Below are 26,850 nucleotides of genomic sequence, written 5' to 3' on the forward strand. Positions count from 1 at the left end.
GCTCATGAAAAACAAACTGATCAATATTTTCATGCTCGTAAGTTTTATGCCTTTAGCTCTGTTTGCTGCAGGGACAGGCTCAATGAAGAAGAACTCAAAAGTTATTTTGAGCGGTAATATTTTAGCTAATTCGCAGGTTGTACCTGTGGGTGGTCAGGCTAAAACCGTAATGGCTTCGGGTTCTGGTAAAATCCGTTTCTCAAGCACGCGCTTTTGTGGTGACGGAGACGTGGCTGATTACCATGACCGCCATCCAGCTACAGAATTTTATGAGAATAGTAATCCACACACAAATATTGTTGTTGGCTACTGGGTATCACCACAAGGTGCATCGTTGGATATTTCGCCGAATAAGTTTTTCTCTGTGGGGTATGTTAAAGATTCAAAAGTTGATGCGGACGTGACTGAAAAGTTAATTCCGACAAATTACTCTTCGATGCCGGCAAAACAAACCTTTGAGTTAATCAAAGATGCTGTGAAAGACATCGCCTACATTGCTGAAACAACGAAAGCTGCCAGCGTGCAAGGTTTAACAAATACAAAATTTAATATGAAGTTTGTGGCTATGGCTTGCCCAGTGATTAAAAACACCAACGGTGTTGATAGTAATACCGGCATGAATAACTTAAAAATCACGCGCCAATTTATCACGGGCAATAATTTAGTAGGTACAACTAATCTTAAAGACTATATGCAAGACAGTATCTTAGACGGGAATGCTTCGATCAGTAAGACCCGTGTGAGAGTTGACGGGGCAGGTAGTGGCAGTTTTGCTAAATCCATCGATTTAAGTTTTAGCGGTGGTGGCGGCGATAGCTTAGCCAGCGAGTTAACAAGCTTAGTGAATGATTTAGCTTATGCTGCGAAACCTTCGGTGCACTCTTCGCCGATCACATTGGGTGCTTTAAGTTGTTCATGTGATAGATTAGATTATAGCAATGATTTATCATCTTTAAAGGCGCGCTTTAACACTATTAAAGCAAGATTAAATGCTGCCAAAGCTGATAAGAGTATTTGTGATGTAAGTTCTTCGATTCGTTTTGATAGCGCTGATTATCCGTGGGAAAGTTTCCGCACGAATGCTGCTTGTCAGGTTTATCATAAGTTAATTAATGATGAACTAGCGAATTATGAAAATGCCATTGATGCTTTATTTAATGCGAATGATGTGAATAAAAACACATGTACTTCGATTGATACGTCGATCACATATGCAACGTGCCCGGTGGGATCACTTAATTTATCTAACATCAGCGATAATGAATTTCGCCAACGTAAGATGGAGTTAAATAAAAAGTTAATGAAGATTGTAGGTACTCCGAATGCGATTCAGGTGGCTCAAGGTCAGCTTAAATCGCGCGTGCAATCAAATGCTCCAGGTTATGCGTTAAATACGGCTTCATGCTTTCCGCTAACCGCAGGTTCAGGTCAGTTTATTCAATACGTTTCTTCGTCAGTGGGAATTCAGATAGCACCAGACCCGGCCGTGGCGGGTACAAACGTAGTAAGTATTGATCCAGGCCGAGTAAGTCATCCAGAAGGTAACTTTGCCATCGGTGGTGATGCACCTTACTTAACCGCAGATGGAAATGCGCGAATCATATTTAATAACGGTGGTCTTGGAGACCCGAAACTTGATACCGCATTTAAAGTTGAAATCGGCATGAGTAGCACAGTAACATTAACAACAGGAACAGCGAATGCACAATTTCACATTCGCTCGATAGGCTGCTCGCAGAATATTTATTGCTTAAATGACAGATAACTTAAACTTTAACCACAGACTTAACAATAACAGCGGCTCTATCGTCGTCATGGTGATGATGGGTGTCGTTGTTATGGCTGCTGTTGTGGGAATGATGTTCTATGTAAAAAATGCGACGGATTCGTTATCGTTTATCATGTCAAAGGGTTCAACCCGTGCCATGACTGAAGAAGTGATCGGAAGCATTTTAAATGTGTATTCACAACCCTTAGAAGGCACAAGCTGCGATACGCAGTTAGTGGCTGCAGCTTTAGCTTTTCGTGATTTAACAAATGCAAATCCAACGACATTTACTTGGGAAACTAACCCTTCAAATGCACCAATCCCTCCGACAGTGAATGCAAGAAATTGTATTTTATCGCCACAAGTTGCAGGCCAGCTTGAACGAGCCACGATTATTGTGACTCCGCTGCCAACATCAGAAGATTTGATGGGTACACGTCGTGAACTGCGTATTGAAATTCGTTTACAAAAAAAACGAGCGGTAGCTTCTCAGTCAGTGATCAGACACTATTCTTTAAGTTTGTTGAGTTTAGACCGTTATGGCGTAATCTTTAATTCGAGTCTGCCAGCAGCTTTTGAAGTCGATGCTGCAAGTAAAGTCTATTTTGATAGTTTGGTGTTGCATTCAAACAAATCAACACCATTTACGATTTCTTCTCTGGTCGGTTATCCCGAAGGAGGAGCGCCGAAAGTTGTTTTTAAGCAGCCGGTGTATACTTTAGCTGACCGGGTAACAGCAGCGAGTGCTTTTCAGTTAGCTAAGTTTAACACTGTTTTTGAAAAAGGAATTATCGATAAACATTTATCAAATGTTCGTTATTTTCCAACAACGTATCCTGCTTATTCATGGAGTGAACCTGTTGATTATCACTACGTGTACGCTAACTCTGGTGGTATTCAGGATTTAAGCCCATTACCGCAAGTGGCCGGAAAGACATCAACCAATGGTGATGGTAATCGTTATAATGCCGCCTTAGCTGGGGTGGTCGATTTTCCGAACGCATCGATCTTGCAAAAATTAGCTCACACATGTGATGTGGGTATTTCAGGAAGTGCGATCAGTAAGATTATGGTTTTATACCGTGCTGATAGTGAAGTGACTTTAGATTTTAATAGCGATTCAGATCCGCTTAAGTTCTGCGGATTATTAAAAGTTAAAAAATTAACAATTAAACTTCGAGCGGGTAGAACACATTATCTGTTTGGAAAATTTTATTTTGACCAGATTAAAGTGACTGGTGGCGGAGAACTTTTTATCGTTGATCCAGAGCTTGATACTGTACTTAGTCAAAACTACGATGCGGTTATCAGCATGACTGAGCTTCGTCGTGAAATGAAAACCTTAGAAGTTTATATCGGTAATCCTTTTTATCAGCCTATTAATAGCGATTTAACAAAGTTGCACGCAAATTACGGTCATAAAATGCCATCAGATTGGTTTTCTGGACAGCCCCAAAAAGATCTGGCTGGAAACGTAATTGCTCCGGGCAGTGAGGTTTGTGATGGTTCTGATTGGTGTTGGCCAAACTACATGCGAAGTTACCGTCGTCATTTAGAATCAAGTGGTATGCCGAATATCAGTGTTTTATTTAATGCTTCAGATGCTTTTAACCGTACCCTGATTTTTAATGTAACGAGGACTTTATGATTATTAAAAATAATAAAGGCTTCACAATTATGGAATCAGTGATGATGGGAGCCTTAGGCTTTATCATCATCGGTGCTGCCGTATCAGGTATTACTTGGGTAAAAAGCAGTTTTAACCGTTTATCTAAACGTACGGTGGCTATTGAGATCGTATCGGCCTTTACACAAAATCTGCAAGAGCAGTTTATCCGGTACCCGAACATTACTTTAAGCGGAACACCTGCGACTTATGTTTTATGTTTTGATATGTCTATTCGTCCAGCGAAGAATTCAACGGGTGGTATGGATCCTATTGTTAAAACTTTCAGTAATACGACGATCAAAAAGAATAGCGGTGATTGCGTACTTAATGGTTATGAAATTCATCTGACCTGGACAACGACACCAAATCAGTACAGACTAATTGTACTTGGTGTAAAAAACGATTTGGGGCCAGTCTATGACGAAACGATTACAGTTTTTAAACAGTGATAGTTTAGCTCATATTCTATTGTTCGGATTATTTTCAATAATTTTTCTTGGAGCTCTTTATTTTTTTAATGCTGCTAATTTCGGTTACCATATCAAATCTTCAGAAAAAGATGTCTTTTGGCTTTTGATTTTATTTTCGTACCCTCACTTTTTAGCCAGTTACTTCTGGTTTTATAAAAATCAAATCTTACGAGAAGAAAACCGCTTTGTCGGAAAATACTTACCTGTGATGATCGTTGGTTTATTAGTGTTAGTATACAGTTTGAAAGTGGATTTTTTATTGCAAGGTATGTTGATTGCGGCGTGGATATTATTGTTCTGGCATTTTGCCAAACAAAGTTACGGCTGTTCTGTGTTTTTAGGTAAGCAGGTTTTTCCCAGTGAGAGTAAGTCATTACTTTTATATAGTTATTTATCCTTAGCGGGTTTTGGTTTTTTAAATATTCAAAGACAAGAATCTCAGGTTTTACTTTTTAAAAGTTATGTGCGTGTATTTAATGTTCCAGAAATGTTCTCGGTCGCACTTTTAGCTTTTGCATGGATTTTATTTTTCGCGTTTGTAGCTACTTTTTTAAAGCAGACACAAAGTTTAAATAAATCAGAAAATTTTAAAAAAGCCGTGATCATCAGTATTCCGTGGGTGGCCAATCTCATGTGGTTTTCGTGGTGGACGGTTGAAAGCTTTTTTGTGTTGATTCCGGTGTTTCACGCAATTCAGTATGCGCCGTTTGTATTACAAGGAATCTCGCGTTTACAAAATGAATCCAAAGCTTTCGCAAAAACTATCGTAAGTATTTTTGTGGTATCGTTCTTATTTTTTGTAGGTTTACCGTATATGGTTAATTCATGGTGGCCAGAGACAGCCCAAGGCTTGGTGACGTCAGTCTTTATCTTTTTTAACTTACATCACTTTTTCATCGACTCAGTGGGCTGGCGGTTAAGCCAAGAATCACTTCGTAAGATCTTGTTTTCGTAAAAATAAAAAAGGCGAGTGATAACTCGCCCTTTAGTAAATGGTCTGCTGGAAGCAGATCAAAATCAGGAAAATAATTCTTATGAATTATTTTGGTTTTGTTTTTGGTTCTGATTTTGAGCTTGGTTCATACCTTGCTGGTTTTGGTTTAATTGTTGTTGAGGCGATACGTCTTTAGCATCTGTATCGATCTCGTTTAAACCTTGTTTGAAACCTTTAATCGCTTTACCTAATGATTGGCCTAAAGCTGGTAAACGGCTTGGACCGAAGAAAATTAATAAGATTAAAGATAAAATCAGAATATGTGAAAGGCTAAACTCACCCACAATAGGCTCCTTGTTTTAGAAAATTTATTTCTATCTAGGAGTCCAGGTTACTCCTGTTCAGCGGGTATTTCAACAATTTCAATAGATGATGCATCTGTATTGTTACTAAGATCAGACTTAAGCTGGTCTTTAGGTGTATCTTTAGGCATCGAATCGCTATTCATTGGTAGCTCGCGGGCACCTGATGATCGTTTAATATAACCCTCATTAGAAGGTTTATTGTTTTGTTTACCGATATTATCATCAGAGCTCGCTGCCGCCGCCGTCGTAGGTTTAGCTATTTCTCCTTTTGAGATCTTTTTTAGCTTGGCATCCATACGTTTTTTTAGGGCTGCTAATTCAGCTTCGTATTCGCTGCGCACTTCTTTAATTTGTGACTGTTTGTTTTCAGTCACACAGTTGTTGTAGGTTTCAGCGGCTATTTCTTTAGCTTTGTTACGGCACATTAATTCGAATGATGTACCGGTCGCAGCCATTGATGACTGTGAAATGCTTAAGATTCCTAACAAGAAAACTGTTTGTAAAGCTGTGCTTTTCATAGACTTACCCCATTAAATTATTTCAATAACGGAGTATTACAATCCACAGGCCAGCCGAGGACAAAAATAAAGGGCTCTCACGGAGCCCTTTAGGTAAAATATTACATGATTGTAACGTAGAATGACGGTTACGACGCTCACTTTTCTATTTGTGGGTCGTCAGTTATTTTCGCTATAGAGGCAATTATACCTTTTTCATTTTGCTCTTGTTTTGGGTTTACACTTTTTCGTAGAGATTAATTTTTGTAAACCGAAAGTCAGAGCGTGCAGAAATTCTATATTACATAGTCATCGAATACGCATCCTGAGTACTGAAAGCTGCGCTCTCAGATTCTCACTTCTCCAAATCGTCCACGATTTGGAGACCTAGGTTTTTTAGAATTTAATTTATAATAGGCAAGGCCGACCTGGATGGTCGGACTTTACGGGTTCAAAAGGGCAGTAGCCCTTTTCTGCCTGGATGGCACTTTTTCACAGTAAACGCACTTATTTCAGAATGTTCCCGGTTATGAATCGATTAACGACGGTCTAACGACGAACCGTTTTAGGATCGATAGCGTCTTGAAGACCATCTCCTAAGAAGTTGAAGCTTACTACAACTAAGAAGATCAACACACCAGGGAGAATCGCTAAGAACGGAGCTTGGTAAATTAACTCTTGAGCGTTGAATAACATATTACCCCAAGATGGCATCGGCGGTTGAATACCTAATCCTAAATAAGATAACGCTGCTTCAAATAAGATAGAATCGCCCACGCCTAAGGTTACCGAAACTAATAGCGGCGCAATAACGTTCGGGAACATGTGACGTACGATGATTGTGAAATCTGTCGCACCTAATGTTTTAGAAGCTAAGATAAATTCACGCTCGCGTAACGATAAAATAGCGCCGCGGATAAGACGGGCTACAGTCATCCATGAGAATAAACAAAGAATAAAGACTAATTTGTAGATCGATTCTTTGCCACCAGAGAAAATGCTGTTCACGACCTCTTGTGTGAAGTTTCCAGCCGTTGCACCGAACCAGCTATTTGCGAAATCGACTAAGCCACCTAAAACTTTTTTAAGATCAATGGCTGCGATAACAACTAGTACCGGTAAAGTCGGTAACGATAATAATGAGTCAGTTAAACGCATTAAGACCGTATCGATGACACCACCGTAGTAACCAGCCAGTGAACCGATAATTAAACCGATCACCGCTGATGCGAGAGCAACTAAAATACCTACACCAATAGAAACGCGAGTTCCATAAACAAGACGCATTAATACGTCACGGCCTAATTCGTCAGTTCCAAATAAGTGAAAGCTTTGAAAGTTGTTAACCATTTTTACTAACTGGTCTTTTTTAGAAGTATCTAAAGATTGAATCACTGAAATCGCTTTAGATTTTTCTAAGTTAACCCAGTCGTAAAGGGCATCTTCAGGGCGAATTGGTTGCACTAAGTTTTTTTCTAAAAGTTGTTGCTGGATTGCAGCTGCGTCTGTTGGGTTAGCTTGAATGAAAGTCTGAATCTGACTTTCTCGCGCATCTTGAGAAGCTACGATTTTAGAAAATGGTGGTTTGTATCTGTTAAATACGTTTTGCGAATCTGAATCAGTGCCGGTTGCCCATTCGATAGCCGGAGCGAAAACAGCCACTAAAACGAAGAATAAAATTAAGTAAGCGCCAACAACAGCCGCTTTATGTTCTTTAAATTGTGAATAAACAATTTGAAAAAACGTTTGCGACGTTTCGATACTTTTTAAGTTCGCTGTGGCTTGAGGAGTAGTTGTCAGTGTTTCTGCTTGGCTCATGTATTAATCCTCTTACTTGTACGAGATTCTCGGGTCAGCGGCGCCGTACAATAAGTCAGCGACAAGGTTCATAATTAATACCATGGCAATCGAGATGATGAATGAAATCATCGCCACGTTAAAGTCATTACCAATGATAGATGTATAAATTAAACGGCCTACACCAGGGTAAGCGAATAACGATTCAGTGATTAACGCTCCAGAGAAAACTGAAGAAAAGCTGATCGCAACGATTGTGATAAGTGGAATTAAAGCGTTTCTAAAACCATGTTTCCAGATAACAACTTTTTCAGACATACCTTTTGCGCGGGCCGTGCGGATAAAATCATTTCTCATGGCTTCAACCATCGCAGATCTTGCAAAACGCGAGAAGCGGCCGATCGATTGAACTGATAAAGATAAAATTGGTAAAATTAAATATTTAGCTTTATCTAACATTTCTGCGAACCAGCTATCATAGTGCATACCTGTTGTTTGGTATCCGCCGGCAGGTAACCAGCCTAAACCTACAGAGAAAATAATAATTAAAACGATACCTAAGAAGAAGGAAGGAAGTGAAATTCCCCCGAAGTTAAACATATTAACAACATAATCCATTTTTGAATTAGGTTTTAAAGCACAGTAAATACCAAGTGGTACACCGATTAAGATAGAAAAAAGTAGCGATCCCATTGAAAGAACAAAAGTCGCTTTTAAAGATGGTCCCATCATCTCAGTCACGGGAATACGGTAAGTACGTGAGTAACCTAAATCACCTTTAGCGATTTCGCCTACCCAGTTAAAATATCTCATATATGTAGGTTGATCTAAACCATAGAAAGCTCTTAAACGAACAACGTCTTCTTGAGTGATTTTCGGATTAGCCGAAATCATTAACTCAACCGGATCACCAGGCATTAAAGTCATCAGGCTAAAGCAAACGTAAGACAAAATTACGATTACCATCAAAGTCTGAACTAAACGGCGTAGAATATATGTAGTCATCGTTCAAGGTTCCTCAAAAAAACAAAATATCTTTTAACACGAAAGGAGCGCGTGAAGCGCTCCCTTTAGAGTAAGGTCAGCCGAGTAGGCTGATCAAAACAATTGAATAGTTCCTAAGGAACTATTCAAGATTCCAGTTTTCAACTACGTTTGTCTCTGGGAATTGGTGACCCGTTAAACGGTAGCCTTTAAGCTGCGTTGGAATTACGGCAACGTCAGAGCGGTAGTATAATGGTAATACTGGCACTTCATCAGTGTACGCTTTTAATACTTCATGAACCATTTCAATGCGTTTTTCATGTTTCATTTCAGTGTCTAAAGCATCTAAAGTTTTATCTACAGTAGCGTTTGACCAGCCCATGTAGTTTTGGCCTGACCAACCGTTTTTAGCTGTTGGAATATTTTTAGAAGAGAAAGTAGATTTAGGTGTATTTTCTGGAGAAGAAACCCAAGCAAATAACGCCATAGAATCAAATGCACGTTTCTTAGTTGTTTCACCGAAGAATACGCGAGCTGGTTCGTTTTTAGCGTTCACTTCGATACCCACTTGTTTCCATTGGTTCTGTAAGTAAACTTGTACTAATTCACGAGTTTTGTTTCCAGCCGTCGTCATCACTGTAAAAGATAAACGTTTGCCGTCTTTTACGCGGATGCCATCAGCACCTGGTTTCCAACCAGCTTCGTCTAATAAACGTTCTGCTTCACGTTTGTTGTATTTGTAAACAGTTACTTTAGCCGGATCAGCCGTAAACCATGGGTCACGTGGAGTCACCGAGTGGATTGCCGGTTGTTGTTTACCTTCAAATAAAGCGTTAACAAGGTCTTCTTTGTTGATCGCGAAGTTTAAAGCTTTACGTACGCGAACATCTTTTAAGAAGGGGTTGTCTAAGTTTAAATCGATGTGTTCATACACAGTCGATGGTTGGAATAAAACTTGGTAACCTAAACCTTCAGATTTGATTTTTTTCTCGAAAGCTAAAGCTTGGTCTAAAGCTAAACCTAACGTCGAGATTAAATCGATTGTGCCAGAACGTAAGTTCGCTTCAAGCGTACCCGTGTTCGGGATTAATTTTACGATAATTTTTTTGATGTGAGGTTGTGTGCCGTAGAACTTAGGGTTCGGTACGAACGTCACGTGGTCACCTAATTGAAGCTCAGAGATCACGTAAGGGCCGTTGAAAAGACCAACATTTGTAGGCTCTTTAGAGTAGATAGAATTCTTCTCGTAGCCTTCTTTTTGCGAACCATATTTTTTAAATACAGCTTCTTCCAATTGTTTAGGAACTGGGTAGAAAGTACCTAACATGTAGAAATCCCATTTTGCTTTTTCGTATGTGAATAAGCATTTTTTAGGGTTTTTATCTACTAGTTCGATTTTTTCAACTTGAGTATAAACTTCTTTTTCGCCTACACCAACGTTCGGAGAAGAAGCAATTTTAACTGCTAAAGCGAAGTCGTCACAAGTGATAGGAGTGCCGTCACCCCAAACTGCGTTGTCTAATAATTCCCAAGTAGCTTGGATTTTCTCTTTGCCGCCAACTTTGATAACCTTAGCTGTACCAGCTTCGATAGAAGGGATAGCTTTTGCTAATTGTGGAACCCATTTGCCGTCAGCATCGATAGTTACTAAAGTTCTATTAACCATACGTTGCATGTATGTTGTTGCTAACATAGATGAAATTAATGGATTAAAGTTTTCGAACTCTTGCGAGATACCGATTTTTAATTCGTTGTTTGTTAACTTAGCACCAGTTCCTTGAGCTTGTACGTCCGCTGTTTGACCAGCGTCTTTTTTAGTACAAGCAGCAACTAACATTGCTACTACTAAAAGACCCGTTAAATTTTTCATGACAACTCCTTTTGTGTCGTTGAATTTAATTTATAATGGCATGCAGCTTGGTGGCCTACGTCTCCCGTAAGCTCAGGACGCTCAGTCACACACTTGTCTTGTTTGTAAGGACAACGTGGGTGGAACGTGCAACCCGATGGCGGATTAATCGGAGAAGGAATTTCTCCGGTTAAAATTTTCGCCATTTTCTTTTTACCAGTCCCGATTGAAGGAATCGATCCTAATAATGCGTGAGTGTACGGGTGGTGTGGGTTTTTATATAATTCTTCGCGTGTTGTGATTTCAACGATACGGCCTAAGTACATAACCGCTACGCGGTCACACACGTGCTCAATCACTGATAAATCGTGCGAAATGAAAATATAAGTTAACTGTAAACGCTCTTGTAAATCTTTAAGAAGATTTAAAATTTGCGCCTGGATAGAAACGTCTAAGGCAGAAACTGGTTCGTCACAGATGATTAGTTTTGGATCGAGTGCAATCGCACGCGCAATTGAAATACGTTGGCGTTGACCACCAGAGAATTCATGCGGGTAGCGGTTGATGTGTGACGGACGAAGTCCTACTAGTTCTAATAATTGTTTTACGCGAGTTTCACGTTCTTTAGGGCCTAAGATGTTGTGAATCACGAACGGTTGTTCAATGATTTGACCAACAGTCATACGCGGATCTAAAGATGCGTACGGATCTTGGAAGATCATTTGAATATCTTTACGGGCTGCACGTAATTCTTTACCTGAAGCTTCTAAGAAATTCTTGTGTTCAAACTCGATATCACCAGAAGTTGGTTCGTAGAGGCGGATTAACGTACGACCTAATGTAGATTTACCACAACCAGATTCGCCCACTAGTCCTAAAGTTTCACCTTTACGAACTGTTAAGCTTACATCATCTACAGCTTTTACATCGCCTACGTGACGTAAGAAGAAACCCTTTTTAATAGGAAAATATTTTTTAATATTTTTTGCGACTAAAATGTTTTCTGAAGTTTGTTCGCTCATTTTGTCTTACCTATTGCGGAACCGGGTTAAAGCAAGCCACTGATTGCTCACGGCCTGAAGAGTTAATAAATGGAGTCATCGGTGGTTTATTAGACCAACACTCAGTTTTTACGCGAGTACAACGAGTCGCAAAAGGACAGCCGGCAGGTAATTCATGCGGAGCAGGAACTGAACCTTCAATTGTTTTTAAGCGAGCTGAATGAACACCGATTTTTGGACGCGATTCAATTAACGCTGCAGTGTACGGGTGGCGTGGAGAATTTAATACATCTTGTGTATTTCCTTTTTCGCACATTTGTCCGCCGTACATCACTAACACATTGTCTGAAACTTCAGAGATTACACCTAAATCATGCGTAATGAACTGAACTGACATATTGAATTTCTCTTGAAGAGATTGGAATAATTCTAAAATTTGCGCTTGGATTGTTACGTCTAACGCTGTTGTTGGCTCATCGGCGATTAGAAAAGTTGGATTGCATGATAAAGCCATGGCAATCATCGCACGTTGGCGCATACCGCCTGATAAGTGATGAGGGTACGCCGTGTAACGCTCAGCTGCCGATGGAATACCTACTAATTGAAGCATTTCAATGGCGCGATCACGAGAATCTTTAGCGTTTAATTTTAAGTGCTTTTGGATTTGTTCATCCATTTGGTAACCGATAGTTAATACCGGATTTAAAGCAGTCATTGGTTCTTGGAAAATCATCGCCATTTTTCCACCACGAATGCTTTCCATTTGTGCTGAGGTTTGTTTAACAAGATCAACGCTCCCTAAATTTGGAGCTGTTAGAATAGCAGAACCGTGAGTGATTTTTCCTGGCGTTGCTACTAATTGCATTAAAGAAAATGAAGTGACAGATTTACCGCAACCAGATTCGCCAACGATACCTAAAGTTTCGCCACGTCCGATATCGTAAGAAATACGATTAACCGCGCGGAACGGCCCAGTTTTTAAATAAAATGTAGTTTCTAAATCGCGAACTTTTAAAACGGGTTCCAATGCTTCATTCCCTCATTGTTAAGCAAGCTGAAAAAGTCGGCAATCCCATAGGGGGACTTTTTCATTGTGCATTTAGTACCTGAACTCTAGTTATAAATAAAGCTGGCATCGTGTTGATGCGCAGCAATATTAGTTGTTTCTCGAATTACACTCGCGTCTCAAGGCTTTGTTTTTTAGCCATGAGTTTGTCGATTGTTAAAGAAACACTTTTACTTAAAGCGTCTGATAGCTTGTCTGAAAGGGTTGGTTTTTTCTCGCAAGATACTTTTAAAACTTTGTGAGTTTTAGTTTTGTTTAAGATGTAATCATCGCTCGTTTGAATTTTATCGATTAAATTTAACTCTAGAGCTGTTTGGCCGTACCAGTATTCGCCCGTCGCCACTTTATCCATGTTTAGCTGTGGGCGGAATTTGCCGACAAAGCCTTTAAACAACAGGTGTGTGATTTCAAGTTGTTCACGGAATTTAGCTTCGCCTTTTTCTGTGATTTCACCAAAAAGACTTACAGTGCGTTTGTAATCGCCCGCCGTATATTCTTTGTATTCAACATCATGTTTTTTAAGCAAACGGTTAAAATTAGGCACTTGTGCCACAACACCGATGGAACCGATGATCGCAAACGGGGACGCGATAATTTGATGAGCTACACATGACATCAGGTAGCCACCGCTGGCGGCCACTTTGTCCACGCAAACCGTCACTTGAAGGCCTGCTTCACGAAGGCGTAAAATTTGAGCTGCGGCTAAGCCGTAACCATGAACCACGCCGCCCGGGCTTTCGATACGTAAAATAACTTCGTCACCTTTTTGAGCAACAGCAAGAACGGCGTTAATTTCTTCTTTTAAGTGATCCACTGAAGAAGCTTCAACGTCACCCTTAAGGAAGTCTAATAAGTAACTGAATTTTTTTGGATTTTTATCTTCTTCTTTGGCTTCTTTTTTAAGACGCTTTTTTTCTTTTTTGAAATCTTCTTCACTTAAGATGATTGAGTTTAAAGCCTCTTTTTGATCATCAATTTTGTCGTTGATGATTTCGACTTCAAAAGTTTTTGAAGCTTTGCTTTTTACCGCGGCCGCTGTGATCGTTAAAATCACCGCTACGATCGCTAATACGATAATCAGTGTTTGTCCGAAGAATAAACCTAATTGTTGAAGAATCTCCATAACATGCCTTTCTCTTTTTTAAAGGTGCCAAAAACTTACTGTAAAACCGGAACAAGATAAAGACAAAAGTCGGGAATAGGGCTGATTTTCACGTTCAAATGACGCCAAGTTTGATGATTTGTGAGATAAAAGAGGTGTGAGATATTTACTCTTACTTCTTAGCTGTATTGTTTTTAGTATCAAATGCTTCGCATACGATCAAGATTTAGCTGATCGTTTAAAAGAAGATCTGCAACACGAAGCGAATCGCCGTAAAGCTTTTAAAGAATTTGAAGACGAAAAAAAGAAATCACAAAAAGAACAAAATCAGGGTTTGGCACTATGGCTTGAAGAGCAAGAAAAGTGGGATTTAAACCGTGAAAAGTCTATTGGCGAGTATAAAAAAACAAGAAAACCTGCGCAGCGTTCAATTATTGATTCTGAAGGTCAGCCGCAAGAAGTTTCGCCAGAGTACTACAATGATGTTCAAGAAAAACAACGTGCACAACGTGTGGTTGAAGAAGGCCGTAAGCAGCACATCTCTATTAAGAAAAATATTATCGCTCAGTTTGCGCCACAAGATGTAACTTCTGAAGAAGAAGAATTGGGTATTTATAACAATCGCCCTCGTTATGATTTACGTAAACGTGGCCGTAACAAATGGACAAAAGGTGGATCTTCATTCGGTGGAGGCAGTTCTTCTGGTTCTTCGAGTGGCGGATTTAACCCAAGCGGTGGTTTTCAAGGGGATTACAACGATTTTCCGCCACCACCTCCAGCGGATTTCAATTCATTTCCACAGGATAGTTTTGAAGATTTCCCGCCACCACCACCTCCACCAACGGATTTTGGTAATGCGCCGGGGACTTTTGATTCAGGCTTCGGCGACGCGCCGATTCCGCCTCCGCCGCCTCCGCCTCCGCCTGAGGGTGGGTGGGATTTCTAGGTCTTCGTGTAACCGCAGTCTTGGTTGGCGGAATTTGCTTTGATCAGCCTTCGGCTGACCTTATTCTAAAGGGCCGACCTCTCGGTCGTCCTTAGTGCTATAATCGTAGAATAGTAAAATAATTAGTTAGCTTTTGGGGCTACTTTTTCTTGGATGAAGAGGTCGTTTGTTGATAGGCCTGTTAGGGCTGTCATTTTTTTGAAGGTGTAGAATAAGATTGCGCCTAAGAAGATGATTGATGGGATTAGGATCACCAATAATGAGTACATCGTCATTTGGCCTAATTGTTGGTTTAGTAGATCTTGTTTTTGTTCTGTTGTTAGTGATTCAGATAATGGTGTGAAGATCTTGATGGCTAAGAAAAAATTTAAGAAGGCGCTCATTAAAAATGACAGCGATAATAATTGCGTCGATTTTTTCATTAGGTTTCTGAAATCTGATTCTTTATTTGTCTCGGTGATTTTTTGTTGAATTTTATCAACGTCAAAAGCGGCCGGATTTAAGAATAATGATTCGAAGAAGGGTGATTTGCCAAAGCTTGAAACTAAAACGAATACGCCGATTAATAATGGGAATAAGGCTTCTTTGACCGCGAACCAAATTCCACCTAAAGCCATTAATGATAACGTGCCTGAGATTAAAATATTAAGTAAACCTAGAAGCGAAATGAAATCCATTTTTTTGTTTTTATAGATTGAATAAACACCCGAACAAAGTGGTAAAGCTAAAGCGATAAAAAGCGCGCTTGTCGGCGTTAGTCCCCATTTTGATCCCTTATTAAGAATGTAGACCGGTAAAATAATATTTACCAAGATGTGCATAAAACTGTTGTTGGGATTTGATTTCGACATAGTCAAAGATTGTCTTACCGGACTGGTTTTGCCGTCAACGACATAACGGCATTGCTTTTATTTTAGGCTTTACGCGCTACGAGATTGCAAAGCTTAAAAATCACAGGCTCAATTAATTTCATTAGGAGAATTTCTTTCATGAAAACATCAATTAAAGTTTCTGTATTAGTTTCTGTTCTAATGATGACTGGCTCATGCGCCATGATTCAAAAATTAACTTGCAATTCAAACGCAGCCAAAAGCCAAGGTGCGCAAGATGCAGTTAACGGCAATATCAATATGCCAGGTTTGAAGTCAGCTGATTCTTGTGAAGGTGCTGAGTTTTCTAAATCTCAATACCAAGCTGACTACCGTGCTGGTTACGAAGAAAAGAAAAATCAAATTTGCCAAACAGCTGAAGTTGTAAAATTAACTCAAACTTCTGTTGAGGCGGGCTTATCAAAAACTGATGTTGAGAAAAAAATCGGTGCTTGTATGACTATGTCTTCATACACATCTTTAAAAAACACAATGGAGAGTACTTTTAAAAACGCGTTCTGCTCAAACGGTCGCGCTGAAAAAATTGGTAACAAACACGGTTCAGACTTATCAGGTCGTGCGTTTGAAGCTAACTTTGCAGGTTGTGAGGCTAAATGGTCGTCTTTAAAACCAATTTACGAACAAGCTTACTCAAAAGCTGAAACGCAAACTCATAAAGTTAAACAAGATTTATTCGTGCAAAATACAGGAACATCAAGCTTCATGCTAGATCAAAAAAACCTAACAGCGGTTTGTAAAATTCCTGCGGATCAATCGCATGTTACTGTAACTGTGAATAATCCAAATCCTTCGCAAACTTTAGTGCAAGGTCAGTGGAATTACCAATACTTCGATAAAGACTTTGCAAAAATCGCTGATGATTCAGGAATCGATGCAGTTCTATTATCTCCGAAGTCGAACAAGTCATTCACAAAAATGACATTACCAAGAAACGCAAGTTTCTGCCGTGCTGAGTTTGCGGGAGCGGCAGTAAACACAAACATTAAGTAATTTATTTCTTAATTCGAGACACTTTTTAGCGCCACTAAGGTCTAGAGCTTAGTGGCGTTTTTGTTTATTAGATCATTTACAGCAGCTTTTAAGTCAGCAAAAGTTCAATTATTTTGTCAAAAATTCCGACAAGTTAAGAGTGAAAAACTGCTATATTGGCCTAATTAAAAAACTGAATTTTTTCGGTTTATTATTATTCGTGTTTGTCTTTGCGAACACGCTTTCGGCCATTGCAAATCCTGGCGTCACGACTTACCAAGCTAAAATTATTAAACCTGATGGGCTTCCGTTAGAATCTTCAAGTGTGAATTTTAAGTTCACGATTTTAGATCCGGCAGGAGCTTGTATTTTATATTCTGAAACTTATTCGTCAGTGAATATGGCTTCAACAGCGGGATTAATTTCTTTCTCGTTAGGATCGGGTGTTAAAACTTATCCTGTATCAGCAACTACTTTCGCAGAAGTGTTTTCGAATATCACACCAACATTATCTTGTGATGCGGGTGGACCTGGAACTTATTCTCCTGGCGCAAGTGACGTTCGAAAAATCGTGATGCAATTTCATGACGGCACGGGTTGGCAAACATTGCCGGCAATGAATATCAACGCCGTACCTTACGCGATGTATGCGACTGAGGCGCAAAAAATCAGTGGACTTCCAAGTTGTGTTCCTGGGCAAGCTTTAGGTTACAACGGTATTAGCTTTTCTTGTGAATCGGTAAGTGGCGGCGGGGTTACAAGTTCAACTGTGATCGCAGCCCTTGGCTATGAACCTGTTCAGCCAGCTAGTTTTACATCGGTGAATTCAACAGTTTCGTCGGTTTCATCAACTGTTAGTTCACTTTCAAATAATTTAAATTCAGTTTCTTCTACGGTAAATACTTTATCTGGAAATGTGTTTTCAGTTTCATCGACGGTATCGGGGCTAACAAGCGCCGTTTCGACTCTTTCAACTACAGTTTCAAATCTTTCGGCTTCGATGTCAGCTTTGACAGCTTCGCAGTGGATAAGCAGTGGAACGGCCATTAGCTATTCAAATGGTAATGTAGGTATTGGTACAAGTAACGCGACATCGCGCTTAACTGTTTCAGGCAGTGCTTATCTGTCAGGACCAGTTGTGACAGGTAATACTCCGCCAACAGGTGGAGCTTTCAATATGGGGCCTTTATTTGGTTCGATGACTTATAATTCTCCATTTTTTCGACAAGATTCACTAACAGATCTGTCGGCGCAAATTACCGCAGGAGAAGTAGCTTCAACTAAGTTTAATGCTGATAGCAACAATGGAACTATTGCTGTCGGTCGATTTGGTTACACGCAAAATGCACCTGGAAATTCAAGAAATCATGCAAGTCTTGTTGGCGATTATGTAGTGGCGGATAACAATGGCTCAGGTACTGTAGGCGAGGTCGGAGGCTTGTTTACTCTAAGCGTTCATAATGGTTCAAGTACGGCGACGAGTATGTATGGTGTTTATTCAAGATCTTATGCTTACAATGGTCATGTTGGAAGTTCTTACGGCGGTTATTTTTCTTCAAGCTCGCAGGGTGGATCAATTACTAATAATTTTGGGATCTTTGCTGATGCTTCCGGTGTGGCTGCCCAATCAAATTATGGTGTCTATATTGCGAATACAGGTTCGGTAGTTGCTTCACAAACTTATAATCTTTATTCTGCCGGCATTAATTCGAATAATCATTTCGCAGGTTTCGTAGGTATTGGTGTTACTTCACCGACAGCAAGACTTCATTTGCCGGCAGGCACAGCAACAACGGCAGCATTTAAATTAACCTCTTCAACATTATTAACTACACCAGTATCCGGTGCTATTGAATATGATGGAACCAATTTATATTATACAGACGGTACAAGCACACGTAAAACACTAGCAACGGGTGTAGGTGTCACATCATCGACGATTGCTTCAGCTCTTGGTTATACACCAGCAAATAGTGCGACAGTTTCTACATTGCAAAACACTGTGGCTTCGATGGCCGCTTCGCAATGGACGGCCTCTGGTTCAACAATTAATTTTTCATCTGGCAATGTGGGTATTGGAACTTCGACTCCGACACAAACATTACACGTGAGCGGCTCGATTCGTACAAATACAATTTATGCCGCCGATGGTGCGTTCAATTCACCTTCAATTACTTTTGCAAACGCTATGGGAACTGGCCTTTATAATGCCAGTGGGTATTTAGGTTTTTCTGTTGCGAGTGGTATGCGCGCGCAACTGACAAATTCAAGTTTTAGTTTTAATTCAGGTGGCGCAGGCCCGCAGATTTATTTCACTGGTGGTAGTGCGACCAATCCTTCTTATGCTTTCAATGTTGATTCTGATACGGGGATGTTTAACCCGAATGGCAGCGGCGGAAGTAATGAATTAGGTTTTTCTACGGCCGGTGTAGAAAGACTTCGTATTGCTTCAGCGGGTAGTGTGGGTATTGGTACTTCGGCACCAGTTACAACATTACACATAGTTAGCACGCAGCCTGCAACAGCGCTTCATCCAGACCGTGCGGGATTAATTCTTGAGGCTGAAGGCACAAGTGTTGGTGGAAGAATGGCCACTAAAGTTTATTCGGATACAGAAAATCCTCTTTTTGTGGCTTATCGCTCGCGCGGATCGAAAGCAAATCCACAGCCATTATTATCAAATGATCTTATTACGGCAATTTCTCCGGTTGGTTTTGATGGTTCGAATTGGCAAACAGGTGCGCATGTGCGCTTTCACACAACTGAAAACTGGAATGGATCAGCTATCGGTTCAGCAATTTCATTTAGAACAGTGACCAATGGAACGAGCACGACATTAGATCGAATGCGCATTGATCATAATGGTAATGTGGGTATCGGTACAACAGCACCACGACAAATTCTCGATGTGGCACCGACGACAGGAAATTCGATAATTCGCGCAACGTCGACCAACGGAACTACGGCGCTACAACTTTACCGTAATACAGCGGGAAGTTACACAGGCCCCGTGTTATGGGCGAATGGCGCAGATTTAAACTTCGGTTATGACAGCTCAGAGAATGCTGGACCAACCCTCATGACATTAAAAACTAGTGGGGCACTCGGTATCGGCACATCAACACCTGGTGAAGAACTTCAGGTTTCCGGTAGCATTATTGTCGGTGCTCAATCAGGGGCGACAGATGATAATGATGATTATGTAATTAAATCTAACGGACAGTTACATCTTCAGGCTAATCAATCTGGAAGCTCAAATACTTCGTACGTACATCTTGTGTTGGAAGCCGGAACGGCCGGAAGCTCAAACAGTGCTGTCATTATGCAAACGCGTGGTTCTGAAAGAATGCGCGTAGATCCAAATGGAAATGTGGGTATCGGTACGACAAACCCGTTAAAAACACTTCACGTGTCTAACGGCAATTCATCAGGTGGTGGCGTGCAAACGAATGTGCAGATTGGTGATGTAGGAACTGGCACAGGACCATTATTTCTGACGCACAATGCGCCACAGGTGAGTGGAAACTCTTATTACAATGTAGGTACTCGTTATGCTGGTGGTGCTGGAAAGCCTGCGACTATAGACTTTGCAAATGGTCTTCATTTCTTTACTTCAAACAATGCAGTTGGTGCAGCCGGTGCGCTTGTTGCTGATATGACAGAAAAAATGACAATTACGGCTGCTGGTAACGTGGGAATCGGAACTACAGCAGACATGCTTGCCGGAAAACCGAATAAATTAAACATCGTAAGTTCAAATGCTGCTGGATACGGTATTGGTATCAGTGTTCCGAATACGACCGATTCTAACCAAATCATTTTCGTAAATCCAAACGGCGAAGTCGGAACTATAAATACCAATGGAACGGCAACGACGTTTAACACAGCTTCAGACCGTCGTTTAAAAGGAAATATCCGCGATCTTGAAGAAAATAAAATCGATGAGATCTTTAATCGTCTTCAACCACGCCAGTGGGAATGGAAATACGCCGAAGGTCAACCGCACGGTGAAGGTTTTATCGCCCAAGAGTTAGCTGAAGTTATTCCTGATGCGGTCACCAAAGGGGATGCTGATCCAAATTTAAAACCTAAAGAAGAAGGTTTTAAATTATGGAAAGTCGATTACTCAAAGCTGACTCCATATTTAACAGCGGCGATTAAAAATATCAGAAAGAAAATTGAGGCGTTATTTATCGCGACTGAAATGCACACGCGTGAAATCGCTTCAACGCAAGAAAAAGTGCAAAAGTTAGAAACTGAAAACGCTAATCTTAAACAAGAAAATAAAGCGATTAAAGACTACCTCTGCAGCAAAGATCCTGCGGCGTCTATTTGTAAGTAAAAAATAAATCATTCATAGTTTTGTAGCCTAATCTACGCGGCCCGGGCTTTGCTCTTTTCATGGTTGAAAGTGAAAGGGGGCATTATGACCATTGCTGATAACCGTGAGACTACATATTCAACGTCGCGCAAAGGCGGCCTGTTTCATGATATCCTGCACGACATGCGTAAATCTTTACGCGGTGACGTTCATACCATTGTTGAGATTCGTCAGGAGCTAGATCGTTTATTACGTAAAAATGCAAAACTAGTCGATGTTTTAAGATTGCATCATGATTATATGAAAGAATCTTTGGTGATTTGTTTGGATCGCGACACTAAGGATGAGGAAAAACAACAGCACTTGGATCGTTTATTACAGCTTTTTGAAATGCACGCTAAAGCTGAAGAGCAAACGTTATATAAAGTTCTTATCGCCAGTTCAGAAAAAGAACAACGGGTTGAGGGGAATTTAGCGCAAGACGAACACGAACTGATTTATCAAGTTATGGATGATCTTCGCGACATGCATTTTATGTCTTTATGGACAGAAGATGTTGAAGCTAAATCAATGATGCTTTGTGAATTGATCGCCAATCACTTTAAAAAAGAAGAGGCTGAAGTGTTCCCACTCGCTACAGATAAAGTTAATTCAGGTCAGCTTAATGATCTGACCAGCGACTATATCAGTCTGTGTGATAACTATTTGGGAATGAGCGAGATACGCGCTAAGGGTATCTTTCTCTAAGATTTTAACAGCAATTTAACTGAAATTAAACAGCAGTAGAAAAATATTTTGTGAGTTAAAATAGGTAAGGTTATATCGCTTAACTCACTCTCAAAAAAAGCCGATTTGTATGCGTGAACTTGAATGTTGGACGTACTCTGTCTCATTTTGCGACTGTGTTTGCGCTGCTATTCGGCGGAGCGTTTGCTTTTGCAGGTCCATCAAAAACAACTTACCAAGCTAAAATTATTAAACCGGATGGCTATCCTCTTGAAGCTTCAAATGTAAATTTTAAATTTACCATTCTAGATCCTTCGGCGACTTGTGTTTTATATACTGAATCTTACTCGTCAGTGAATATGTCTTTAACCGGTGGATTGATTTCATTTTCTTTAGGTTCAGGAATTAAATCTTATCCGGCAAGTGCGACGACATTTGAACAAATTTTTAGTAATATCACACCCAACATGCCGTGCGATACAGGTGGTGGCCCTCCAGCAGTTTTCACTCCACTTGCGACTGATACGCGTAAGATCGTTATGCAATTCAATGATGGTCCTGGTTGGCAGACGCTACCGGCGATGACGATCAATGCGGTACCTTACGCAATGTACGCCAATGATTCGTTAAAATTTAATGGCTTAGGTCTTTCTGATTTCGTGCAAATGTCGATGATTCCATCTTGTGGAGTGAGTGAAGCTTTACGTTATAACGGTGCTAGTTTTGCCTGTGTGGCTGTAGGTAGTGGTGGCGCAAGTGTAACATCGGGTTCAGTGATTACCGCTCTTGGTTATACTCCGGCAGATGGTGCAAGTGTTACGGCTTTAACATCTTCGTTATCAAGTACTGATAGCAATATTTCTTCTGTTTCTTCGACAGTGTTTTCAGTTTCATCAACTGTGGCGGCTTTAAATTCCACGGTGACTTCATTAAGTACAACATTAAACACGGTTTCCGGTTCTGTGAATTCAGTTTCTTCAGCAGTTGCGGCATTGTCGGGTTCGATTAACTCTGTTTCATCGACAGTGGCAAATCTTCAAACAGCAGTCTCTGGAATTACAAGTTCGCAATGGGTAACTTCAGGTTCGACAATTTCATATTCAAGTGGATTTGTGGGAGTTGGAACAAGTAATCCAACCACGTTATTTCAGGTGAACTGGTCACCGTCAGCTAACTGGGAGCTTCAACACGAGTTTGATCCTTTAAGTAATGGTCCGACTTTGAAGGCTGCCTATGATCTTGGTGGTGCAGGTGAAGGACGTTTTAACTTTATTAAAGCCCGCGGTACAATTGCAAACCCTACAGGTGTTTTGCAAAATGATTTTTTAGGATCAGTTTCTTTTCGTGGTGTAAACGCTTCAGGAACGCTTTTACATGCAGCTTTAATTCGAGCTATTGCTAGCCAAGATTTTACAAATACCTCTGCGGGTTCACATTTAGTTTTTCAAACATCAAGTTCTGGAACCGCGAACCCCCTTGAAAGAGTAAGAATTGATTCGCAAGGTTATGTCGGAATCGGAACGAGTTCTCCCGTTACCAAACTAGATGTCGTCGGTGGCGTAAGAATCGGTAACGAAACTGCAACCTGTGCCGCAGCTTATGCAGGAACTTTACGTTATAGTGCGGGTGCTGTTGAATACTGTAACGGTACATCGTGGTTACCTTTTGGTGTGGCTGGCGCAGGTATTACGGCGCTAAATGGTTCAGCTTCAGGCGCACAAACTTTTGCGACTGGAACAAATGGAACTGCATTTAACATCGCAACTGCCAATGGTGTTCATACATTTAATATTCCTCTGGCTTCAACAGCAGCGGTGACGGCTGGTTTATTGTCGCACGCTGACTATTTAACTTTTATGAATAAAATAGATGCCACATCGGCAGCCGTGACATCGGCTTTAGGTTATACACCAGCTAATAGTGCAACGATTGTAAGTTCGCAGTGGGTGAGTTCGGGTACATCAATTAGCTATAACGCAGGAAGTGTGAGCGTTTCGGCAATTACCGCAGCATCAAATTTGATCACACCTATTATTTACGGTGGCACTGGCATTATGAATAATCTACGTCTTGAATCTACAACTCATGCGACCAAAGGTTATATCTTAATGGCGCAAGGATCTTCTGGTGGAAACGTAGGTATCGGTACGGCTATGCCTCTAGCAAAATTGTATGTTGATAGTGATGGGCTTTCGCCAAACACGCCACCTGCAGGAACAGTTGCGGTATTTGATAACGAATCAGCAAATATGGGTATCTCGTTAATGACGGGATTAAACCGTAAGGCTTCGCTGTTTTTTGGCTATACAGGTGTGCCTTCGCTAGGAGCGATTAACTATCATCTCAACACATCTGCGTCGTTAGATAAAATCACGTTTGATGTGAATCAACAAGAGCGTATGGTTTTAACAGCAAGTAGCACTCTAGGTATCGGAACAAGTGCACCGACAGCTGTCGTGCATGCGGTGAATACTAATCCAACTCAAGACATAGCTGTTTTAAAAGCAGCGCCGTCACAATCTGCCCCATGGCTTCGTATGCTGGATTCAGCCAATGTGCAACGCGCTTCAATTTCGCCAAACGGTGGTATGACACAACTTCAGTTGGGGGTGACAAACGCCATCTATTTAACATCAGAATACGGTGGGGCTAATGAAGTTCCAGCGGGAACCTTAGTTAATTCGAATGGAAATTTATCTATTATGAATTCTAACGGTGGTGCTGGGTTTAAAGTGATGACCGGCTATTTTAATGGAACAAATTTTTATTCAGCTTGGGAAATTGCCAATGTGGCTTCAGGCTTTGGAAATTTACTGCTGATGAAATCTGGCGGCAATGTAGGTATCGGCACAACAACACCCACAGCAAAACTTGATGTCAGTGGTTCAGTTAATGTGAGTGGAACGCTTACGGCTTCGCAAATAAATATTACCGGAGTTACTGGTTTAGGTTCGACAATATATTCGTGGGCAAAAGCCGTAAACGTTTCCAATGCACAGGCTGTGGCTGGGCAAAAAGTATTACTAACTTTTCCGGCTGGTGCACAAAATACACAAGTCGAAATTTCTACCACAAGAACTCTAACTGATATCACTGCAGGCACTCAGGCTAGGTTTCAACTGGTTGTAACAAAGGGTGGCCAAAGTGCGTATGTTACAGCCCCAGAATTAAATGATAATTTATCAAACTTTACATGGTATTTTGATGCATCAACGGGAACGCCTTATTTACGTTTTTCGCAATCTTCAAATACCTACACATACAATATTAAAACCGAATCATCTGCAAGCGGCACACCTACGGCCGCTGTGGATGGCGGGACACCGCCAGCGTTTGCTACAGTTACACCGCAATATACTTTAGCTTCGAATCTTAGTAATGATTTTTCAATTTCTACGTCAGGTTCTCAGCGCTTGACGGTTAATGGAGCGGGTAACGTCGGTATTGGAACTAGCGCCCCAGTTGCAAAGCTAGATGTTAGAGGAACTGCAAAATTTGCTACTGGCGTTGGTGGACGAGTTATAGTGGCTCCAACATACGGCGTGTCGACAAATCAAGATAGTGCAAAATTATCTTTTTATGGAGATATTGACGATGCTGTAAATACAGTTCAGGGTCCATCAATTCAAAAAATAAATGAAACATCATTCGGAAGAGGACGATTGGCATTTCTGCAACATAGTGGTGCTGACTTTACTTCTGAAAATGAAGTTATGTCTATTGCATACAATGGTAACATCGGTATCGGAACAACCACACCTTCGATGTTGATGGACGTAAGCGGTACTTTTAGAGTTAAAGGTTACTCAGCGTTTGGTAGTTCTGCGGCCCTTAATCAAAGTACACTGTTGTTTCCAGGGCAAAGTTATACGTCGACTATTAATCTTGAAGAGCGCGTGACTGATTCTGTCTCTGAGTGGACGAGTGGTATGAGTTCATTTATACAATACGATCCTACTGCAAACACGAGCACGAACGCTTTTGCCGGAGATTTCGAAGTTTTTACTAAAGCCTCGAACACGCGAAATATAAGAAGTCTTAACGGGCTTTACGGGCAAGCAAGCCACCACGGCACAGGTACGGTTTCAAGCGCGACCGGTGTTTTTGCCTACGCTTCAAATGAAGCCGCGGGTGCTGTAAATAGCGTTATTGGCTTAACTGCTGGAGCTTGGAATGCTGGTGCAGGAACTGTGGCGAGAGCCTACGGGGTTTATGTTGATAATGCATCAAGTGGTCCTGTAACAACTGGTTACGGTGTATATATTAAAGAGTCAGCGGGAACAAATAGTTACGGTGTTTATCAAGTCGATGCGACTGAAAATAATTTCTTCGCAGGTAATGTGGGTATTGGTGTAAGTGCTCCAACAGCGGCCTTAGAGGTCAGATCAAAAGTTTTAGTTTCAAATGCAACCAATGGATCAAATGCAAACATGGCTGCACTTAATTCAAATGCGAGCGATGGCGGGTATTTACATTTACGTCGTGATGGTACAAACGAATGGTACTTTCAAGCAGATCCAACGGCAAATAATGCTCTTCATATTCGTCATGGTAACTTATCAAGCGCACCTGATATGACAATTCTGCAGTCAGGTAATGTCGGAATGGGTACAAGTTCACCAGCGACAAAACTTAATATCGGTGGCTTGGGTGCGGCGAATGCCACAGCTTTGCGTATTGATTCTCAAGATACTTATTACCGCGATATTTTTATCAGTGAATTTAATACGACCTCTTACGGTGGTATTGTACGTTACCATTCAGGTCTGGATTTACTTTCGTTAATCACAATGGAAGCCGGCGTTGAAAAGTACGGTGTAGCCGTAGCGCGCGCCACAGGCTATGTCGGAATCGGTATGAACTCGGCAGCAGCCTATCCTCTTGACGTTAACGGTGATATTCGTATTAGCGGTACGCCTTACCGTAATGGGGGTGATTCAGCGTGGATTGTTCCGTCAGATGCAAGACTTAAAGATGTTTCTGGAAACTATAATCGCGGACTTCGTGAAATCGCGAATATCGATACGATCTATTTTAATTACAAAAAAGATAATCCAAAGCAGATTGATTCAACAGTGAAATATACAGGCGTGTTAGCGCAACAAGTGCAAAAACAAATTCCTGAAGCTGTTAAGAAAGATAAAGATGGCTTTTTATCTTTAAATACAACTCCGATTTTCTGGGCGATGCTTAATGCAGTTAAAGAGCTTTACCATCAAGTGCTAGAAGTTATTAAAAACGACGAAGCACAAGACCGTGCGATCGCTTCAGTGAAGCAAGAAAACGAAATAATCAAAGCTGAAAACGCGAAAATCAAACAGGAAAACTCCGAGATAAAAGCGTATTTATGCGCGAAGGACCCATCAGCTCCTATCTGTAAATAGTTTGTTTTTAACAGCTATTTAACCGGATATAAACATTTATAAAAAAATATTTTGCGAGTTGCGATAGGTAAGTTTATGTCACTCAACTGGTTTTGAAAATAAGCCGATTTGA

Annotated in this window: 18 protein-coding genes; 9 read left to right on the top strand and 9 right to left on the bottom strand. The window is 40.8% G+C overall.

Going from position 1 to position 26,850, the window contains the following annotated elements; all coding sequences use genetic code 11:
• Nucleotides 1-4: 4 nt before the first annotated feature.
• Genes ACKWCF_RS08010 through ACKWCF_RS08025 form a run of 4 tightly spaced genes read left to right on the top strand, consistent with a single transcriptional unit; the run spans nucleotide 5 to nucleotide 4,862 of the window.
• Nucleotides 5-1,765, top strand: coding sequence for a hypothetical protein (locus tag ACKWCF_RS08010; protein ID WP_409480191.1), 1,761 nt, complete (start codon nucleotides 5-7; stop codon nucleotides 1,763-1,765).
• Nucleotides 1,755-3,416 (top strand): hypothetical protein, encoded by a 1,662-nt coding sequence (locus tag ACKWCF_RS08015; RefSeq protein WP_409480192.1) that lies wholly within the window; start codon nucleotides 1,755-1,757, stop codon nucleotides 3,414-3,416. Before ACKWCF_RS08010 ends, ACKWCF_RS08015 begins: the two co-directional genes overlap by 11 nt.
• Nucleotides 3,413-3,886, top strand: a complete 474-nt coding sequence (locus ACKWCF_RS08020; RefSeq protein WP_409480193.1) for a hypothetical protein — start codon at nucleotides 3,413-3,415, stop codon at nucleotides 3,884-3,886. The genes ACKWCF_RS08015 and ACKWCF_RS08020 overlap by 4 nt, the downstream gene beginning before the upstream one ends.
• Nucleotides 3,855-4,862, top strand: a complete 1,008-nt coding sequence (locus ACKWCF_RS08025) for a hypothetical protein (RefSeq protein ID WP_409480194.1) — start codon at nucleotides 3,855-3,857, stop codon at nucleotides 4,860-4,862. Before ACKWCF_RS08020 ends, ACKWCF_RS08025 begins: the two co-directional genes overlap by 32 nt.
• Before the next feature lie 77 nt (nucleotides 4,863-4,939).
• On the opposite strand, the gene ACKWCF_RS08030 is transcribed toward ACKWCF_RS08025, so the two are convergent.
• From ACKWCF_RS08030 to sohB, 8 genes are all read right to left on the bottom strand, one after another.
• Nucleotides 4,940-5,185, bottom strand: a complete 246-nt coding sequence (locus ACKWCF_RS08030) for a twin-arginine translocase TatA/TatE family subunit (RefSeq protein WP_409480195.1) — start codon at nucleotides 5,183-5,185, stop codon at nucleotides 4,940-4,942.
• Nucleotides 5,186-5,232: 47 nt separating this feature from the next.
• On the bottom strand, nucleotides 5,233-5,724 hold the full coding sequence (locus tag ACKWCF_RS08035; RefSeq protein WP_409480196.1) for a hypothetical protein: 492 nt from the start codon (nucleotides 5,722-5,724) through the stop codon (nucleotides 5,233-5,235).
• A 528-nt stretch (nucleotides 5,725-6,252) separates the two neighbouring features.
• Entirely contained in the window at nucleotides 6,253-7,521 is a 1,269-nt protein-coding gene (locus ACKWCF_RS08040) for an ABC transporter permease (protein ID WP_409480197.1), read from the bottom strand.
• A 12-nt stretch (nucleotides 7,522-7,533) separates the two neighbouring features.
• Nucleotides 7,534-8,505, bottom strand: a complete 972-nt coding sequence (locus ACKWCF_RS08045; RefSeq protein WP_409480198.1) for an ABC transporter permease — start codon at nucleotides 8,503-8,505, stop codon at nucleotides 7,534-7,536.
• Between the two features lie 121 nt (nucleotides 8,506-8,626).
• Nucleotides 8,627-10,354: a peptide ABC transporter substrate-binding protein gene (locus tag ACKWCF_RS08050; protein ID WP_409480199.1), complete on the bottom strand. Its 1,728-nt coding sequence runs from the start codon at nucleotides 10,352-10,354 to the stop codon at nucleotides 8,627-8,629.
• Nucleotides 10,351-11,355, bottom strand: coding sequence for an ABC transporter ATP-binding protein (locus ACKWCF_RS08055; protein WP_409480200.1), 1,005 nt, complete (start codon nucleotides 11,353-11,355; stop codon nucleotides 10,351-10,353). Before ACKWCF_RS08055 ends, ACKWCF_RS08050 begins: the two co-directional genes overlap by 4 nt.
• Before the next feature lie 10 nt (nucleotides 11,356-11,365).
• Nucleotides 11,366-12,361, bottom strand: coding sequence for an ABC transporter ATP-binding protein (locus ACKWCF_RS08060; RefSeq protein WP_409480201.1), 996 nt, complete (start codon nucleotides 12,359-12,361; stop codon nucleotides 11,366-11,368).
• Between the two features lie 145 nt (nucleotides 12,362-12,506).
• Nucleotides 12,507-13,523 (bottom strand): protease SohB, encoded by a 1,017-nt coding sequence (gene sohB, locus ACKWCF_RS08065; RefSeq protein WP_409480202.1) that lies wholly within the window; start codon nucleotides 13,521-13,523, stop codon nucleotides 12,507-12,509.
• A gap of 136 nt (nucleotides 13,524-13,659) precedes the next feature.
• On the opposite strand from sohB, the gene ACKWCF_RS08070 reads away from it, so the two are divergent.
• Nucleotides 13,660-14,448 (top strand): hypothetical protein, encoded by a 789-nt coding sequence (locus ACKWCF_RS08070; protein WP_409480203.1) that lies wholly within the window; start codon nucleotides 13,660-13,662, stop codon nucleotides 14,446-14,448.
• A gap of 122 nt (nucleotides 14,449-14,570) precedes the next feature.
• On the opposite strand, the gene ACKWCF_RS08075 is transcribed toward ACKWCF_RS08070, so the two are convergent.
• Entirely contained in the window at nucleotides 14,571-15,269 is a 699-nt protein-coding gene (locus tag ACKWCF_RS08075) for a VC0807 family protein (RefSeq protein ID WP_409480204.1), read from the bottom strand.
• 168 nt (nucleotides 15,270-15,437) lie between these two features.
• On the opposite strand from ACKWCF_RS08075, the gene ACKWCF_RS08080 reads away from it, so the two are divergent.
• From ACKWCF_RS08080 to ACKWCF_RS08095, 4 genes are all read left to right on the top strand, one after another.
• On the top strand, nucleotides 15,438-16,328 hold the full coding sequence (locus ACKWCF_RS08080) for a hypothetical protein (RefSeq protein WP_409480205.1): 891 nt from the start codon (nucleotides 15,438-15,440) through the stop codon (nucleotides 16,326-16,328).
• A 139-nt stretch (nucleotides 16,329-16,467) separates the two neighbouring features.
• Nucleotides 16,468-20,649 carry a tail fiber domain-containing protein gene (locus tag ACKWCF_RS08085; protein WP_409480206.1) on the top strand — a complete coding sequence of 1,394 codons (4,182 nt, stop codon included), beginning with the start codon at nucleotides 16,468-16,470 and terminating at the stop codon, nucleotides 20,647-20,649.
• 84 nt (nucleotides 20,650-20,733) lie between these two features.
• Nucleotides 20,734-21,375, top strand: coding sequence for a hemerythrin domain-containing protein (locus ACKWCF_RS08090; RefSeq protein WP_409480207.1), 642 nt, complete (start codon nucleotides 20,734-20,736; stop codon nucleotides 21,373-21,375).
• A gap of 113 nt (nucleotides 21,376-21,488) precedes the next feature.
• On the top strand, nucleotides 21,489-26,738 hold the full coding sequence (locus ACKWCF_RS08095; RefSeq protein WP_409480208.1) for a tail fiber domain-containing protein: 5,250 nt from the start codon (nucleotides 21,489-21,491) through the stop codon (nucleotides 26,736-26,738).
• Nucleotides 26,739-26,850: the final 112 nt, after the last annotated feature.

Source organism: Pseudobdellovibrio sp. HCB154 (assembly GCF_046267985.1).
GTDB lineage: Bacteria > Bdellovibrionota > Bdellovibrionia > Bdellovibrionales > Bdellovibrionaceae > Pseudobdellovibrio.

Coding starts and splice junctions, on each gene's coding strand:
- ACKWCF_RS08010 (WP_409480191.1), top strand. CDS start 5: ATGAAAAACAAACTGATCAATATTTTCATGCTCGTAAGTTTTATGCCT.
- ACKWCF_RS08015 (WP_409480192.1), top strand. CDS start 1,755: ATGACAGATAACTTAAACTTTAACCACAGACTTAACAATAACAGCGGC.
- ACKWCF_RS08020 (WP_409480193.1), top strand. CDS start 3,413: ATGATTATTAAAAATAATAAAGGCTTCACAATTATGGAATCAGTGATG.
- ACKWCF_RS08025 (WP_409480194.1), top strand. CDS start 3,855: ATGACGAAACGATTACAGTTTTTAAACAGTGATAGTTTAGCTCATATT.
- ACKWCF_RS08035 (WP_409480196.1), bottom strand. CDS start 5,724: ATGAAAAGCACAGCTTTACAAACAGTTTTCTTGTTAGGAATCTTAAGC.
- ACKWCF_RS08040 (WP_409480197.1), bottom strand. CDS start 7,521: ATGAGCCAAGCAGAAACACTGACAACTACTCCTCAAGCCACAGCGAAC.
- ACKWCF_RS08045 (WP_409480198.1), bottom strand. CDS start 8,505: ATGACTACATATATTCTACGCCGTTTAGTTCAGACTTTGATGGTAATC.
- ACKWCF_RS08050 (WP_409480199.1), bottom strand. CDS start 10,354: ATGAAAAATTTAACGGGTCTTTTAGTAGTAGCAATGTTAGTTGCTGCT.
- ACKWCF_RS08055 (WP_409480200.1), bottom strand. CDS start 11,355: ATGAGCGAACAAACTTCAGAAAACATTTTAGTCGCAAAAAATATTAAA.
- sohB (WP_409480202.1), bottom strand. CDS start 13,523: ATGGAGATTCTTCAACAATTAGGTTTATTCTTCGGACAAACACTGATT.
- ACKWCF_RS08075 (WP_409480204.1), bottom strand. CDS start 15,269: ATGCACATCTTGGTAAATATTATTTTACCGGTCTACATTCTTAATAAG.
- ACKWCF_RS08080 (WP_409480205.1), top strand. CDS start 15,438: ATGAAAACATCAATTAAAGTTTCTGTATTAGTTTCTGTTCTAATGATG.
- ACKWCF_RS08090 (WP_409480207.1), top strand. CDS start 20,734: ATGACCATTGCTGATAACCGTGAGACTACATATTCAACGTCGCGCAAA.